Below are 17,234 nucleotides of genomic sequence, written 5' to 3'. Positions count from 1 at the left end.
AACGCCGGCGGCACCCTGGCCAGCCAGCAGGCCCAGACGCTGACCCTGAGCGGCGCACTGGATAACCGCGCCGGTTTGATCAGCAGTGAAGCGGCGTTGACGGTCAAGGCCGCTTCCCTGGACAACATGCGGGGCACGCTGTCCAGCGCCGGAGCGCTCAAGGTCACCACCGACGGCGAACTGATCAACCAGACCGGCTCGATCACCACCGACGCGGCCCTGACCGTGGTCAGCGCCAGCCTGGACAACCGCGAAAAAGGCAAACTCTCCGGCCTGGGCGCCACCACCGTCACCACCGGTGCGTTCGACAACAGCCAGGGCGGGCAATTGACCAGCAGCGACACCCTGGAACTGATTGCCGGTGAAGTCATCAACCAGAGCGCGGGCCGTATCGCCAGTGCACTGGCCCTGACCGCCAGCGTCACAAGCCTGGATCAGCAGGGCGGCGAACTGTTCAGCAACACCACCCTGAGTCTGGACCTGAACAACGGCCAGTTGAACAACCAGAACGGCCTGATCAACAGCCCCGGCGCACTGCTGCTGAAAAACCTCAAGGCGGTGGACAACCAGGGCGGTGAAATCTCCAGCGCCCAGGCCTTTACCCTCGCGGCCAAAAGCCTCGACAACAGCGGCGGCAAACTGCTGAGCAGCCAGGGGCTGACCCTGGACCTGGTCGAGTTCTTCAGAAACCTCAAGGGCACCGTGTCGGCCACCGGCCTGAACATCGACAGCGACAGCCTGGACAACGCCGAAGGCCTGATCAGCAGCCGCGCCGGCCTGAAACTGACCGTCGACAACACCCTGAGCAACGTCAAAGGCACCGTGATTGCCGATGGCGACCTTGAAATAAGCGCCGCCAGCGGCGACAACACCCAAGGCCAGATTTCCAGCAAACAAGCCCTCACCGCCATGATCGGCAACCTGCAACAGCAGGGCGGGCAACTCTTTGCCCTGGGCACCCTGAACCTGACCGGCGCCACCCTGAACAACAGCCTCAAGGGCTTTGTCGGGGCCGGAGAGGCCCTGACCCTCACCGTCGATGACGTCGACAACCAGGGCGGCGAAATTTCCAGCCAGCAGGGCATCACCCTGACCGGCCAGACGCTGACCAACACTGGCGGCCAGATCCTTGCGCAACAGTTACTGACCCTCGACATCGCCAAGACCACCAACCGCAGCGACGGTGTGCTGTCCGGCAAGACCGGCCTGACCCTGACCGGCACCTCACTGGACAACACCGGCGGCGTGCTGCTCAGCCCACACGACCTGAGCATCGACCTCTCGGACACCCTCGACAACAGCCAGGGCCTGATCAGCAGCGAAGGCACCTTGACCCTCGACGTCGGCAGCCTGACCAACACGGCGGGCAGCGTGTCCAGTGCCGGCAAGCTGACCCTCGACAGCGCCGGCGCGATCCTCAACCAGGGCGGCGAACTGGTCACCGATGGCGAACTCGACCTGGACAGCACCGCCCTCGACAACAGCCTGCAAGGCACCGTCAGCGCCAAGGGCCGGATCACGATCGACACCGGCGACCTGAACAACAGCCAGAAGGGCCGGATCAGCAGCGGCGAGCGGATGGACCTCACCGCTGCCAAACTGACCAACCACGACGGCAGCATTGCCAGCAGCCAGGCACTGGTTGCGAGCGTCAACAGCCTCGAACAACAGAAAGGCAGCCTGACCAGCGCCACCTCTCTGAGCCTGGACGTCAACCAGGGCCTGCTCGATAACCAGGGCGGCCTGATCAACGCGCCCGGCACCCTGCTGCTGAAAAACCTCGGGGTCGTGCTCAACCAGGGCGGTGAGATTTCCAGCGCCCAGGCCTTCACCCTCAAGGCCCTATCGCTGGACAACAGCGGCGGTACGCTGCTGAGCAACCAGTTGCTGACCCTGCGCATCGCCCAGGCCCTGAACAACGTCAAGGGCCTGATCGCCGCCGCGGGTGTCGATGCCACGGCCGCCACCCTGGACAACACCGGCGGCACCCTGACCAGTCGCAATGGCCTGGACCTCACCGTCACCGGCCAGCTCACCAACCGCGACAACGGCCTGATCAACGCCGCCGAGACCTTGAAGATCACCTCGGGTGACCTCAACAACCGCACAGGACAACTGCTGGCCAACACCGCCCTGACCCTGGACAGCGCCGCCCTCGACACCGGCGCCAAGGGCCTGATCAACAGCCAGGGCACCTTGACCCTCACCGCCGACAGCTTGAGCGCCGACACCGGTGGCGAAGTCTCCGGGCTCGGGGCCATGACCCTGGTCCTCAACGCGATCTCCCTCAATGCCGGTCGCCTGATCGGCAATGCCGGGCTGAGCGTCGACCTCAACGGTGCGGACCTCAACAACAACGCCGGCCTGATCACCGCCACAGGTCCCTTGACCCTCACGCGGGTGCGAAACATCAACAACCAGGGCGGTGAAATCTCCAGCGCCCAGAGCTTCACCCTGACCGGCCAGACCCTGGACAACAGCGGCGGCCAGCTCATCAGCAGCAACCTGCTGACCCTCAATGCCGCCAGCCTGCTCAACCAGAACGGCCTCATCTCCGGCTGGCAAGGGCTGGACGTGACCGCCACCTCCCTGGACAACCGCAACCGCGGCACCCTGTCCAGCCGTAACGGCGCGGTGGACGTGGACCTCAGCGGTGCCCTGCTCAACAGCAGCAATGGCGCGCTGGTCAGCCAGACAGCCCTGACCGTGACCGCCGACAGCCTCGACAACCGCGGCGGCATCCTCTCCAGCGGCGCGGCACAGACCCTGACCGTTACCGGCCTGCTGAACAACAGCCAGAACGGCCTGATCGACAGCGGTGCGGACCTCGCGATCACCGCCAACGCCCTCGACAACAGCGCGGGCACAATCACCAGCCCGGGCAAGGCCACCCTCGACCTGATCGGCGCCCTGACCAACACCGGCGGCACACTCGCCAGCGGCGGTGACTGGCTGCTCAAACGCAGCAGCGCCGTCCACAACCAGGGCGGGCAACTGATCAGCCAGCGCCTGATGACCCTCAACACCGGCGCCCTGGACAACAGTAATAAAGGCACCATCGCGGCCAACGACACCCTGCTGATCACCGCCACCGGCAAGGTCCTCAACCACACCGACGGCCTGATCTACAGCCAGAACGCGGGCGTGGAACTGGACGCCGCGAGCCTGGACAACACCCGGGGCGCGGTACAAGGCCAAAGCACCCTCAAGGTCGAAGTGGGCGAGGGCGTCGATAACCTCAACGGTCGCCTCATTGCCCAGAACGGTGACCTGACAGTAGAAGCCGCCAGCCTCGACAGCCGCGGCGGCGTGTTGTCCAGCCTCAAAGGGCTGTTGACCACGCAGATCACCGGCGTCCTGAGAAACGGCTACGACCTCGCGGCCAACCGTCAGGGCGGCGTCATCCAGGGCCAACGCCTGAGCCTGACCGCCCTGGGCGGCTTCGACAACTACGGCGGCCGCGTCTCGGCCAGCACCGGCGAAGCCTTGCTCACCACCGCCAACCTCGACAACCGCAACGGCGGCCTTTACGCCAAAGGCCTGGTACGGGTCATCGGCAACGACTTCGACAACAGCGGCGACAACGACGGCCAGATCGCCGGCGGCCAGGTCGACCTCAGACTGACCGGCGCCCTGAACAACCGCCTGGGCATCATCGAAAGCGACAGCAGCCTGGCCATCAAGGCCACCAGCCTCGACAACCAGACCGGCCAGATACGCTCACTCGGCACCACTGACGCCGCCGACTTCCAGATCGGCACCCAATTCGACAACCGCAACGGCACCGTGGAAGTCGCCAACAGCAACCTGATCCTCAACGCCGCGAGCTTCCTCAACACCAACGGCAACCTGCTGCACGCCGGTGCCGGCACCTTCGACATCTCCACCGCCAACCTCACCCAGGCCGGCGGCAACCTCGTGACCCGCGGCGGCCTGACCGTCACGGCAGACAACTGGACCAACAGCAGCGTGATCCAGGCCGGGCGCCTGACGGTTAACGTTGGCACCTTCAACCAGACCGCCAGCGGCCAGTTGCTGGCCTCGAGCGCGTTTGTGGGCACGGGTGGAAGCTGGACGAATGAGGGGGTGATTGCCAGTGACGGGACGCTGAGCCTGAACCTGAGCGGGGGGTATGCGGGGAATGGGCGTACGAGCAGCTTGGGCACCTTGGGCCTCACCGCCAGCCAGTTGGCACTGACCAGTACGGCGAGCCTTATGGGCGGCGCCCGGACCGAACTCAATATCAGCGGTCTGGCCAGCAACTACGGGCGACTGACGTCGGCGGCTGATCTGATCATCAATGCCGGGAGTGTGACCAACTACGGCACCTTGGGCGCGACTCAGAACCTCACCTTCAATACTGCAAGCCTGCTTAATAGCCAGGGGCTGATCTTCAGCGGCGGGGATATGCAGGCCAATGTGGGGAGTTTGACCAACCTGAAGGGAGATATTTACGGGCTTGGTAATGTAGTGATCGGCGGTTACGGTGGCGCTGTTCGGGCCACTGAGGTTTACAACATCTCCGGTTCAATGGAGAGCGGCGGAGCATTCACACTCAACGCCGATCTGTTTCAGAATCGTACTGAGGGGACCCTGGCGTCCAGTAGACGCAAGTTAGTATCGGGTTTTATCGCCGCTATGTGTAATGACTGTACAGGGGGGGAGCACGTTCTTACTCTGGCTGTTCGTGAAAACTATGAAAGTGTTGAAAATGATATAAGTGCCTCAGCACTGCTTAGATCCGGTAAGGATTTCGTTTTTCAGGGTGGCAGCTTTCTCAATAGTAAAAGTGTTGTGAGTGCTGGTGGTAATATCAATATAAATGCCAACAGTCTGCAGAATATTGGTGCGCAGAGCGGGACCATAGAGCGCACGCTTATTGTGAATGCTGTGATGTCAAGTGGCGAAACCCAAGGGTATTATTCCAATGTACTGGTACCCTATAATCAAAGAAATAATCCAGATTTTCCTTATGAATATTATCTTGATGTGGCAAACAATATTCATAAAGCCAAACCTGTCTCGGTGCAAATGGATTGGGGAGATGGGTATACAGAACCGTGGGTGGCTCTCAGAGACGTTGAAACGGGCGTTGATGTTCACACAATCGGTAGATATAACATCGTAATGACTGGGCTTCAGCCTGGTTTCGAGGAAGTAACTCTATCCCAGTATGATCCGAACAATCTGCTTGAATTGCCGAGCCAGTTCTCCACATATATATTGGTGAGCGATATTGAAGTCGCCAAAAACAGCAATGCAGCAGGTACAGGCAGCGGTCGTAATGCCGTTATCCAGGCGGGTGGCAATGTGTCGATCACTGCTGCCCAGACCCTGGAAAATAGTGTTATTCATCAGGATTACAGCCTGAATGGTGGCACCAGTAAGGTAGTCGATACCAAAGTAAATGGTATCGGAACCTCCGTTATCAGGTTAAACAGCCAACTACCGCCTGATTTGTCCCAACAACAAGTCAATCCATTAACTCTGCCAGGCTTCAGCCTGCCTACCGGTCAGAACGGCCTGTTCCGCCTGAGTGCCCAGACTGGCAGTAACGTCGCCGCCACTCAAACCAGCACTGCGCCCCAAAACTGGACGCTTGGCAGTGCCAGCGTGTCTGTCGCCCAACGCGAGCAGACCGTTTCCGATACCCAGGCCAGAACCCTTCAGTTCGGGACCGCCGGGCAGGTTTCGACCGCCACTCGCCAACTGGCTGATGTGGTCCGCCAGAACTCGGGCTTGAGCGCCAACGCTTCCGCCTTTGACTCCAGTGCTCCAGTCGATTCAGCGACCCGTCTGGAACTCACCGGCCATAGCGCCGGGTCCACGGGGCTGACACAGGTTGCCGACGTGACCCAGGTTCAGGGCCAGAACGGCACCGCTCCCTTGCCCGGTCAAGGGGCAACAACCGTTCCCGTCATTACCCCTGTGGCTTCCAGCACCACCACGGCTCAGAACGGCACAACCACGTCGACAGCGGTGCCGAGCACCCAGGTCGCCCGTGTCCAGGCCTTGCCCGGTAATACCGCGCCGCCGAATCCACATAAATACCTCATCGAAACCAACCCGGTCCTGACCGACCTGCGCCAGTTCATGAGTTCGGACTACCTGCTGGCCGGCCTGGGCTACGACCCTGAAGCCAGTGCCAAGCGTCTCGGTGATGGCCTGTACGAGCAGCGTCTTGTCCAGCAAGCCATCGTGGCCCGTACTGGCCAGGCGTTCCTGGCGGGGCAGACCTCCAACGAGGCCCAACTCAAGTACCTGATGGATAACGCCATAGCCAGCAAGGAGCAACTGAACCTAGCGGTGGGCGTATCGCTGAGTTCAAAACAAGTGGCCGCCCTGACTCACGACATCGTGTGGCTTGAAGAACATGAGGTGAATGGCGAAAAAGTCCTGGTACCTGTGCTGTACCTAGCCCAGGCCAACAACCGGCTCGCCCCGACCGGTGCGCTGATTGCCGGCAACGACGTCACTCTGACGGCGGGAGGTAATCTCGATAACGTCGGTACATTGCGCGCCACCAATAATCTGTCGGCAACGGCGGGCAACGATCTGGTCAACACCGGCCTGATTGAGGCGGACAATCGTCTTGACCTGCTGGCAGGCAACGACCTGATCAACAAGGCCGGCGGCATCCTGTATGGCCGTGATGTAACACTGACTGCCACTCGTGGCGATGTCATCAACGAGCGGACAGTGACACGCGCTGTCGGCGCGGAGGGATATCAGGATTTTGCCGACAGCGCTGCCCGTGTTGAATCTGCAAACGATCTGACCATCAAGGCCGGGCGCGATGTAATGAGTATCGGCGGCACCCTGCAGACTGGTCGCGACCTCAGCCTGATTGCCGGTCGTGACCTGAATATCGGCGCGACACAAATCGAAACAGCGAAGGTACAAGGCGCGAACACCCAGTCCAGCATCACGCAACTGGGCTCCAGCGTTAGTGTAGGCCGTGACCTGATGGCTCTGTCAGGCCGTGATATCAATGTTGTCGCCAGCGAAATCGACGTCAAACGCGATATCGCCATGGCTGCGACCGAGAACATGACCATCAGCTCGGCGGCAGACGAAACCCACTCCCTGTTCAGAAGTAAAAAACTCACCGTCCAGACTGACCACGTCAAACAGGTCTCCGCCGACTTGAACGCTGGCGGCAGCATTGCGCTGAACGCAGGCCAGGACCTGGCCGTCATCTCCAGCCGAATCACCGCAGGCGAAAACGCCAACCTCTCGGCAGGCGAAAACCTCAGCCTCTTGGCTGCACAGGACAGTGATTACTACCTCTACGACAAGAAGAGCAAAGGCAGTTGGGGGAAAAAGAAAACCAAGCGGGATGAAGTAACCGACATCCGCAATGTCGGCAGCGAAATCACATCAGGTGGCGACCTGACTCTGGAGAGCGGTGGCGACCAGTTGTATCAGGTGGCCAAGCTTACCAGTGGCAATGATCTGACCATTGAAAGCGGTGGCGGTATCACCTTTGAAGGGGTGAAAGATCTGCATCAGGAGAGCCATACCAAGAGCAAGAACAGTGCTACCTGGTTCTCATCGAAAGGCAAGGGCAGAACTGACGAAACCTTGCGCCAGAGTGAGTTGGTGGCTCAGGGCGATATTGTCATTAAGGCTGTGGATGGCCTTCGGATCGACGTCAAACAGGTCAATCAAGAAAGTGTAAGCCAAAGTATTGATGCCATGGTCCAGGCCGATCCGCAACTGGCCTGGCTGAAAGAGGCCGAGAAGCGAGGCGATGTGGATTGGCGTCAGGTCAAGGAAATCCACGAGAGCTTCAAGTACAACAACTCAGGGCTGGGGCCAGCTGCACAGATTGCAATTGCCATTCTGATGTCGTTTGTGATGGGGCCAGCCGGGTTTGGCTTGATGGGGGCTACCGGTGCCGTTGCGAGTAGCGTAGCAACGACGACAGTCACAAGCGCAATCAATAACAAGGGGGATCTTGGGGCCATTCTCAAGGACGTGACCTCTTCAAATAGCATCAAAGGTTATGCTCTGGCAGGGATGACGGCAGGTCTTGTGCCAGCTATTGATCCGACCAATCTGGGTTTTAATCTTTCCAGTGTTAGCGCTGTAACCCAGAAGGTTGTTGTCGAGTCAGCGCTCAAGACCGCGATCATGGGGGGTAGCTTCAAGGATAATCTGGCCGGTTCCGCTGTGAGTGCGGGTATCAGTATTGCCGGTGCGGTTGCTGCCAACGAGATCGGCGATTACGCACTTATCAATGACAGCGGCAAACTCACGAAAGTAGCGATGCATGCTGCGCTTGGCGGATTGATGGCCGAAGCCATGGGGGGGGATTTCCGTACGGGTGCATTGGCTGCCGGTGCGAACGAAGCGCTCGTGGGGTTGCTGGCGGAGAAGTTTCTGCCAGCAGGTCTCGATAAAAACAGTACGGCTTATAAGGCAGGTGTGAGTCAACTGTTGACGGCTTCTCAGTTGATTGGTGTTTTGACGGGGATTGTAACTGGGGGCGATGCGTCAGCGGCTTCTGCTGTTGCTGCAAATGGTACCCTTTATAACTCCCTTAAACACGCCGAGTTAGAGAAACTTGTAGGGGAGGCTCGCGGGTGTGAAGAGAAAGGGAATTGTGCTGAGGTCAAAGAAAATTTTAGAAAGCTAAGTGTTGTTAATCAAGATGAACTGTTGCTGCAATGTGATGTGGATCCTGCGGGTTGTCTGAAAAATAACAGGGATATGCTGGATCATCGTCTTGAATTGTTGGATCGCTTGTCCAAGCTCACAAAAGACTCGGCCATTCCGATGTCTATACGTGCGGATTTGCCTGCATACGCACTTCAGCTTATGACAGAGGTGTCGGCACTCAGGCAGGCTGAAAGTAAGATTTCTCTTGAGGCTAAAGGAGTGTCTCCTGAGACTGCTTCATGGCTTTCAAAACTTCAAGGTGCTGCATTAGGTATAATGTCAGGGGGGAAAGGCGGTTTTGGTACAAATGGAGGGCCGAAGGTTCCAAAAACTGTAGAGGAAATATCAAATCCTCCACAGGCACCTATAATTCCATCAGGCTGGGTGAGTCGGCCAGGACGAAATGGTGGTGAAATTTATTTTCCCGCTGGTACTGATCCTGCGAAGGGAGAGCACATTAGAGTTATGCCACCTGGGTCATCACCTATATCAGGATACGAAAATGGGTATTGGCGTTGGCAAAATGCAGGCAAGCAAGGGATGAATCCTGCGACAGGAAAACCGGGTATAGGACCGGGAGATACGCATATTCCACTTCCACCAGATTCTGTACCACCTACTCGTCGTTGAAAGACCATAGATTTGACTAGGATGAAATATGTACACTTTACCAGATGATTTTGATTTTCAACTTCTTTCCGGGTGTTACTTGGAAATGGTGTGTTTCGGTCTAGGGGTCACAAGGCTGGATTTTTCGCGTCCACAAGTTGCCCCCGGCATACCTCCATATAAAGTTTCCTTTTGTATTGAGGCGGGGCTGGCTTATCAGCTTAATGGTGTGCCGGGGAGGCGTGAATTCACAGACTCATCTACCAGCGCTCCCTTGTTGGATTTTTTGTTGAAAGATGTCGTGTTGGTTGAAGCAGTTGGGAGTGCGACATTGCAAATATCATTTGGCTCTGGTGATGGGGTTTTAGTTGAGGCTGACCCCTGTGCTGAATATGAGTCTTATACAATTTATCTGGATTCTGGTGATGTTGTGGTTGTTTAGTTTGGGGTGGATGACTATGCTAAAGGTGCTCCTTAATTCTGCTTCATAGGGTGCTTAAGATTGATGTGTGAGGTGCTGTAATCGTTATAATAAAAGTAAGTTTTGAAAGGAGGTTTTTAATGCTGCGCTTAATTCTGGTTGGGGGTGTTTTGGGGGGGGTAATGGGGCGATTTGTAAGAGTTAAGTGATACGGTTTTTTTGTTTAGAGAGCATTCTGTGGTAGGGGCGACTCTCGAAAGATGCCCTATTTATAGAGTCGTATTTTAATTATTTTGATTTTCAAAGAGGAGGCATATTGGAGGGTTTTATTTTATTTTGTGGGGGGTGAAAATTCTATTGAGGCTTTGAATCCTGGCTTTGTTTATATTTGTGGTGTGAGTGACATCCTAGATGTAACGTCCTCTCACCCGGATTTTAATAGGTAGCTATTTTCTGAAGAGAACTCTCTAAAGATTTGGTTTGCAGCTATCGGGTTGTTCGGTTTTTAGAGTTGTCGGGCTATGAATTATTTGTGTGGTCGATGAGTAAAAAATAAAGCTCATTGCAGTGGGTGGGGGTGCTATATTGTGGGTGTAGAAGGGGGCTTCTATATTCATTAGGTTATAATTTTTTGAGGAGATTGCATTCCTGTTAGACAGTAATGTCAGGATCTACGATAAGTCACTGTTTTTTTTGGGGGGGTGTGAAGTTTATGCTGCTAGTTTTAAGGGTGTTGTCTGTATGTGCCGCTCTTTCAGGAAAGATGACGTTCAGATCTCATTGGTTAGGAATTGTTAAAAATAAATTTACGGGTATTTGGGTATTGTTTTGTCTGTGGTTGATGCTGCTGAAAATACCTTGTGATAGTTATGGTTGGCGTGAAAGCGCACAGTGACCCCAAAAGGCCATAGCATTTTTTTAGAACTACTTAATAATAAGGTCTTTAAATGATTGGATTTTTAAAGTTAGTCATTCTAGCCCTACTGCTGTCAGGCTGTGCCAGCAATATGAAACACGAGTACCTGGAGCAGCTTAAGACTTCCACAACACCAATCGCTTACTCATTTCCCCAAGCCATCCAGCAGGCTACGTCTACGCCTCTGCCAATTGGCTGGGAAATTTTTCCCGAAAAGTGGCAGATTGGCGCCACCGATCCACGCCTTGCCATCGGCCAAGAGCCTGGAAATTATCGGGTATTTGATTTTCAGATGAAGAAAGGGCAAGCCTATACCATTCATCTCCGAACGATGTGCAATAAGATGTGCCTTGCGCTTTTCAATACTGCTCTGAAACCTCGGGTTGCAGTGGCTAATGCAAAAGGGGATTTGATCGCTGACCATCTGCTTGGCGAAAACTCGATGACTGTCCGGTGGTCAGGCGTCGCTCCCTCAGATGACAAGTATTTCTTGATCGTTGCCGCAGATAATCAAACGCCCGCAGAGTTTTTTTACTATAGCTACAAGTCAATTTCGCCGGGAGTGATTGTGTCGGACGCGATGAGGAGTGCCCCGTTTGGAGAGATTACGGCGTATGTCGAGTTTTCGGCCGACTAGATCGACGAAGCACAGGCTGTTGCTGCCAGCCCTGTCTATGTGCCACTTATTATCTCCCAGGTAAAACGCTAATCAGATAAAAGGGACGATATAACTACATCCCTTTTATCGAACCCCGCTCATTTCCCTACCTTCTTCGACGAATACCCACCCGACGGATCAAAACACTGGCTGTTATAAAGCGGGCTCTTGCACTGCGATACCGCAGTCGGTGGCGGTGGTCTGTCTCGCTGGTATTGCTTGTAGCTTTCCGTCTCGTAGACAGTAACCTTCGCCCGCCCGCTGACTTTCAGAAATTCGGTGGCTTTGAGGTTGACCTTGTGGGCATGGTCCACGGGTTCGCCCTGGCGCAGCATCTTGGGCGGGCCTTGTCTTTGCAGGGAACTGTTTACGTCGCTTTCAGCGCACGGGACTGATGCAAAGCTCACATGGCCTTCAGGTGAGGTGCATTTGAATATTTCGCTGTGGGCGGTGCCGGTGAAGCTCAGCGCTGCGGCTGCCAGCGCCAGTGAAGGCCATTTCATGAAGTATCTCCGTCGAGAGCGCAAGGCTAGCATTTGCGTCTTGTTGCGGCTACCGCTGGTCTGTTGTGTCGCACTCTTGTGGCCAGAGGTTTTCTGACGTGCAGGTATCAGACTCAAACCGATCTGACTGGAGGTACGCAATGACAGGTGATAACTCGAAGACTGGCAACTCAGACGACCCGGATTTCAATACAGAATCCCCCGATGCCGAAGATCCTCAGATGGACCCTGTGAAGCCTGCGAAGACGCCGGCAAAGGAGAAGGGCACTCAGGATGATTACCCGCCTTACAATCCGGAAAAGTAAGGTCAATCACGCCCTTTTAGGCAGTGAAGCAGGTCGATGGGAGGCGGCTGTTCCATGGCATCGCCAGCAAGCTGCCTCCCACAAAAAGCGGGCTACTTATTTGCTTCCAGATACTCCAGCAGGTCTTCCATGCGCTGATCGTTACCCATCCACCAGAGTTTCATGCGGGTGCCGGGAACCATTTCGCTGGGGTCCTTGATGAAGGCGCTGAGCTTTTCGCGGGTCCAGATGATGCCGGAAGCCTGCATCTCGGGGGTGTACTTGTAGTCTGGGTATTGTGCGGCCTGGCGATCGATGATGCCGTTGAGAGGCGGGCCGAATGCGCTGCGCGCCGAGGGGCCGATCTTGTGGCAGCCGGAGCAGAGTCGGGTAAAGACCGCCTTGCCTGCTTCTGCATCGCCAGCAGCCTGGGCGGTTGTCTGGACCAGCAAGGCCAGTATCAATAGCGCGGTTTTTGTCATGTGAATCCCATGAGCATTTTTCAAACGCCGAAAACCACGAAGCCCCTGAGATTCTGTGAATTCAGGGGCTTCGCGTTTTTCTAATTTGGCGGTGAAGGAGAGATTCGAACTCTCGATACAATTTCTTGTATACACACTTTCCAGGCGTGCTCCTTAAGCCACTCGGACACTTCACCGTATCTCTTCAGACTGTTGTGTCTGTCGAGGCGCGCTAATGTAGTCGAAACGTTTTCTGAACGCAAACTTTTTTTCAGAATTTTCATGCGGTTAAGCAAAAAGTGCAGCTTTCAGGTTCATCCCCGGCTTCCTTGCCTGGCGAGGGGACGATGAGGTGGATGTGTTACGGGCCGGGTCAGGCGCTGAAGCCGCCGTCGATGGTCAGGCTGGCACCGGTGATATAGCCCGTCTCCGGGCCAGCAAGGTAGGCGACGAAACTGGCGATTTCTTCACTTTTGCCATAACGCGGGATGGCCATGAAACCCATGAGGCTTTCAGCGAATTCTCCATGGGCCGGGTTCATGTCGGTATCCACCGGGCCTGGCTGTACGTTATTGACGGTAATGCCCTGCGGGCCGAGATCACGGGCCAGGCCTTTGGTCAGGCCCACCAGTGCAGACTTGCTCATGGCATAAGGCGCACCGCCAGCGAAAGGCATGCGGTCGGCATTGGTGCTGCCGATATTGATGATGCGGCCACCTTCGCTCATATGGCGGGCCGCCTCCTGAGTGGCAATGAACACGCCGCGCACGTTGATGGCCAGGATTCTGTCGAAGTCTTCCAGGCTGAACTCATCCAGCGGGCCGACGGCCAGCACACCTGCATTGTTGACCAGAATATCCAGGCCACCAAAGGTTTCGGCGGTGGTCTCTACGGCGTGGCGAATGGCGGTGGCATCGGCGCTGTCGGCACGAATGGCCAGTGCCTTGCCGCCGTTGGCGCCGATGCTGTCCTGCAAGTCGAGTGCATTGATCTCGGAATTGACGTAAGTGAAGGCAACGGCCGCGCCTTCCTTGGCCAGGCGTCTGACGATAGCGGCACCGATACCGCGTGAGCCGCCCTGAACGAGTGCGACTTTACCGGCGAGGCTTGCATGCTGAGTCATGATGTTCTCCTGATCCTGTGCAACGTGGGAGATAGGGTGGAGGTTTCAGCGTAGTCCCCGAACCCTCATCTTGCAGGAGCTATCGCGTTATCGATTCTGCAAGAAAACCACATACCCCCTGAACCACTCGTTGTCTTGCAGATACCCCGGCGCTTGCCATTCGCCGCCCTGAATCAGGCCGATCTTGAACGGCAGGCCGAGGCGGTTCAGGCGTGGCAGGTAGGCGGCGTAGTCGGGGATGCTGTGGCGGCCCTGATAGGTTTGCACCACCACTTCGTCGATCACGCCTTTGAGGTCGCCGATGAAGCGGGCGTCGGCGTTGCTGCTCCAGTCCATGAGGCCAGTGATACTCAGGCGGTATTCGGGTGGCAGACGGCGGCGCAGGTCGCGCAGGAAGTCGACGTATTCATTCAGGTAGCGGGTGCGGGCATCGAAATCGATCTGGATGCCGACCAGGGTATTACCTGCCTGTCTCCAGCGTTCGACCTGGCCAAGCAACTGGCGGTAGACCGGCTCTGGCCAGCGCAGGGTATGGGCGCGATATACCACCCAGAGCTGTTCCTGAGGTAGTCGGGTTACGGCCATTCCCTGTGCGATGAAGTTGACCCGCTGTTGCGGGTCGCGGCGTGAGGTGCTGATCTGGCCTTGCAGCACGTACAGCGTCTTTGCTTTTGCCAGTACTGGCTGCGAGGTCACGCCGCCCCATAGCCAGAAGGCGTCGTAATCCGAGGCATCCACCGCTGCCCAGGCATGCAGCGGGCCAAGCAGCCAGAGCAGCGTCAGAAAACGCCATAAACGCATCGCGATTTACCAGTAGTACTGCAGCGATTTGCTCCAGCGGGTATCGGCGAATTCGCCTTTCAATTGCTTGAACCAGGCCTTGCGTACAGCGGGTTCGACATCCTTGCCGTTACAACTGTTATAGCCCGAGGGCGCATAGCAGTTGATTGCACGAAACAGCGCGTAGGCTTTGTCGTCGCGTGGTGCCTTGGGGTTGGCGATGACCTGCTTGTAGCCTTCGAGTCGGGAGAAGGCCTCACCGGCAAACCCCGGCGCGGTACCGCCCAGGCTGTCGGCGTGACGCTTCTGGTCCAGTGGCATGCTGTCCAGCTGGTTGCGCAGCATGAACTCGCCCAGGCAGTTCAGGCCTTGCGGGCTCTTGCTGTCAGCCTGCAAGACCGCGGCTGTCTGGGCGATGCCCGGGCAGGTGTAGACGGACTGGGCCTTGTCGCCTTGCCAGTGGAAGAGGGCAAGTTCGGGTCCCTTTTCATACACATAACCCAGGCTGTAACCCAGTTTCTCGTCGGGAAGCGTGGCAGGCAATCGCTTGAAGTCCTCGGCAAAGTCAGCATAGCGATTGCGCAACAGGTCCTTGTAAAGCAGGACGAACAGCGCGGTATTGCGCTCGGTGGCGTCCGGGCCCTGGGTGGTCTGTTGGCGCAGTAGATCGGCATCGGCTACATGTCTGAGCAGGGTGTAACGTACCTGTTGCGACTGGATCGAAGAGTCCGCTGCGAAGACTCGGGATAATTGCTCGTCTCGCTCGTAACTCATGGCCAGAGCCAGTTCCAGTTGTTCGCGTTGCAGCGGCTGTTTGGCCAGCGGCAGCAGGTGCTCCCACAAGGCCTGTGCGGCTTTCCAGTCCTGGCGGGCTTGCAGTGCCAGGCCGCGCAGCATCTGCTGGCTGAAACTCAGGTAGTCGAGCGTGGCCGGTGGTTCGCTCGGCAGCAGCGTCAGGGCCTTTGCCGGGTTATCTTCGACATAGAAGGCAAATGCAGCCTGCAAGTACTCATACAGGGCAGGCTGTTCGGCAAAGATCGGCTTCTGCGCTTGCAGGTCTGCTTCGGTCAGTTTCGGGGTCGACTTTTCCCGCATCCACATCAGGTCATTGATGGCCATCAGCAAAGGCGTTTGCACGGCTTGCCGGTTGACCGTCAGCAGCTTGGTATCCACCTCGCTCACCAGTTCATCCAGGGAAACGTTGCGTTGCGCATCGCTGGTTTGGGTCAGTTGCAGGGCGAAATCCCTGGCGAGCTTGTCGGAGTCATTGGCCAGCCAGTGAACGCGCCTCAGCAAGCCTTGAGCCGAAGCGGCGTATTCGCCTTGAGGATAAGTTTGCAAATACCGCTCAAAGCCGCTTTCGGCCCGTTGCAGCGCAGCCTTGTCCAGTTGCTCGTCAGAGCGTTCGCCATATTCATTGAAAGCATTTTGCTGGGCATCGTTCAACGCTGTGCGTGCGCTCATGTACAGCGCGGTCTGCTTGAGCCAGGGCTGTGTGCTGTCGGCAAGGGCCGCAAAGCCTGTCGATGCCTCGGCAAAACGGCCGCTGTAAAAATCGCTGGCGGCTCGCAGATAGGTGGCGAATGCCTTGCCGGTCGAGGACGGTAGATCTGCGGGGATCTTGCTGACCTGCTGGCTGGCGTCCCAGCCGCATACGGTCAGCAATTGCAGGCGGGCATTGGCCAGCGAGCGGCGTTCGCTGTCGTTCAACGCCGGGCTGGCGACCAACTGCTCGATAAAGGCTGTGGCGCTGGTTTGGGTGTTGCTGCGGCAGCGGCTGCCTTCTCCTTGCAGGAACGCATCACCAGCAGTTTCGGTAACTTCGTGCTTGATACCCAGTTTTTCCAGCAATGGAATCAAGGCCGCGCTGACAGGCTGCTCCGGGGATTCAGCTTCGTCCCGGACTTTGATCGCGCCCAGACGATAAAGAGGGAAGGGCACCGGGCCATAACCCTGCGCCAGATCGTCGCTGTTCAGTGCGTGGGGTTGCAGCGCCAGCGCACCCTGATCGGCCAGCAGCAAGCGCAGATTGACCTGACTGTCGTTACCGGGGCTGAGGAAAGCCAGATTGCTGCAGACATCCAGACGCTCCTTGAGGATTGTCCAGTTCGGGTAGCAGGAATCATCGCCGCTGGCTTGAACCTGAGTGCAAAAAACAGAGCCGACAGCAAGGGTCAGAGCAGTCAACAGCCGGGTGCGCATGGGGTGTCCTTGATCCATGGGAGTGAACGCTGGCAATCATACAGTCTGCACAGGCCAATTAATCCTCTCCTACAGCATCCGCTTGAGCGTATTGTCCTTGCGCACGAAGTGATGCCAGATCGCAGCTGTCGCATGCAGCCCGATCACGTAATAAAAGATCGAGGCCAGCAACTTGTGCAGGTCCTCGAACTGCTCGGCTACACGGCCCGAAGTAGGGAATGGCCAGGGGATCAGCACATCTGTCAGCGGGATCGGCAACGCGCCTTTTTCAACCACGACCGTGAGTAGACCGAGCACAGGCTGGGCGAACAGGAATGCATACAGGGCGTAGTGCGACACGGTTGCCGCAAGGCGCAGCACGCCTTCAAGCGGCGGGGTAATACCCGGTGGTCGATGGCGACGGCGTTCTGCAACGCGAAAGAATGCCAGGGCCAATATCGCGATGCCAACCCAGAAATGGCTCTGGACGACGAATACTCGGTATTCCGATCCCTTACCGAACTGGGTACGGCTGAGAATCAAGGCATAAGCCAGCACGATCAGGACGGCCATGGCCCAATGCAGCCATTTGGCCCGGTAGGTATAGCTTTCAGAAGACGGTGAATCCACTGCC

At 57.0% G+C, this 17,234-nt stretch carries 10 protein-coding genes and 1 tRNA gene; 4 read left to right on the top strand and 7 right to left on the bottom strand.

Annotated elements, in window-relative coordinates; all coding sequences use genetic code 11:
* The 3 genes from CKW23_RS26740 to CKW23_RS24055 all read left to right on the top strand — a co-directional run.
* The coding region (locus tag CKW23_RS26740; RefSeq protein WP_177434671.1) for a hemagglutinin repeat-containing protein at positions 1 to 9,294 on the top strand (9,294 nt) is incomplete at its 5' end.
* A 28-nt stretch (positions 9,295 to 9,322) separates the two neighbouring features.
* Positions 9,323 to 9,715 carry a hypothetical protein gene (locus tag CKW23_RS26375; RefSeq protein WP_143499008.1) on the top strand — a complete coding sequence of 131 codons (393 nt, stop codon included), beginning with the start codon at positions 9,323 to 9,325 and terminating at the stop codon, positions 9,713 to 9,715.
* 926 nt (positions 9,716 to 10,641) lie between these two features.
* Positions 10,642 to 11,247, top strand: coding sequence for a hypothetical protein (locus CKW23_RS24055; RefSeq protein WP_025259391.1), 606 nt, complete (start codon positions 10,642 to 10,644; stop codon positions 11,245 to 11,247).
* Positions 11,248 to 11,366: 119 nt separating this feature from the next.
* On the opposite strand, the gene CKW23_RS24050 is transcribed toward CKW23_RS24055, so the two are convergent.
* Complete coding sequence (locus CKW23_RS24050; protein ID WP_095068474.1) at positions 11,367 to 11,771, bottom strand: DUF4124 domain-containing protein; 405 nt, start codon at positions 11,769 to 11,771, stop codon at positions 11,367 to 11,369.
* A gap of 140 nt (positions 11,772 to 11,911) precedes the next feature.
* On the opposite strand from CKW23_RS24050, the gene CKW23_RS26735 reads away from it, so the two are divergent.
* Positions 11,912 to 12,076, top strand: a complete 165-nt coding sequence (locus CKW23_RS26735; protein ID WP_038399780.1) for a DUF6021 family protein — start codon at positions 11,912 to 11,914, stop codon at positions 12,074 to 12,076.
* A 92-nt stretch (positions 12,077 to 12,168) separates the two neighbouring features.
* Here CKW23_RS26735 and CKW23_RS24040 read toward each other — a convergent pair whose 3' ends face one another.
* The 6 genes from CKW23_RS24040 to CKW23_RS24015 form a co-directional block, all read right to left on the bottom strand.
* Positions 12,169 to 12,537: a cytochrome c family protein gene (locus CKW23_RS24040; protein ID WP_025259393.1), complete on the bottom strand. Its 369-nt coding sequence runs from the start codon at positions 12,535 to 12,537 to the stop codon at positions 12,169 to 12,171.
* An 86-nt stretch (positions 12,538 to 12,623) separates the two neighbouring features.
* Positions 12,624 to 12,713, bottom strand: a tRNA-Ser gene (locus CKW23_RS24035).
* Positions 12,714 to 12,889: 176 nt separating this feature from the next.
* Positions 12,890 to 13,639, bottom strand: coding sequence for a 3-oxoacyl-ACP reductase family protein (locus CKW23_RS24030; RefSeq protein WP_025259394.1), 750 nt, complete (start codon positions 13,637 to 13,639; stop codon positions 12,890 to 12,892).
* Between the two features lie 87 nt (positions 13,640 to 13,726).
* Positions 13,727 to 14,440, bottom strand: a complete 714-nt coding sequence (locus CKW23_RS24025; RefSeq protein WP_025259395.1) for a DUF3142 domain-containing protein — start codon at positions 14,438 to 14,440, stop codon at positions 13,727 to 13,729.
* 6 nt (positions 14,441 to 14,446) lie between these two features.
* A complete protein-coding gene (locus tag CKW23_RS24020; RefSeq protein WP_095068472.1) occupies positions 14,447 to 16,621 on the bottom strand; it encodes an outer membrane assembly lipoprotein YfiO in 2,175 nt (724 codons plus the stop codon).
* Between the two features lie 69 nt (positions 16,622 to 16,690).
* Positions 16,691 to 17,230, bottom strand: coding sequence for a cytochrome b (locus CKW23_RS24015; protein ID WP_025259397.1), 540 nt, complete (start codon positions 17,228 to 17,230; stop codon positions 16,691 to 16,693).
* Positions 17,231 to 17,234 lie beyond the last annotated feature (4 nt).

Source organism: Pseudomonas sp. Irchel 3A18 (genome assembly GCF_900187465.1).
GTDB lineage: Bacteria > Pseudomonadota > Gammaproteobacteria > Pseudomonadales > Pseudomonadaceae > Aquipseudomonas > Aquipseudomonas cichorii.
The sequence above is the reverse complement of the archived record's forward strand: the minus strand, read 5'-3'. Positions and strand labels throughout refer to the sequence as shown.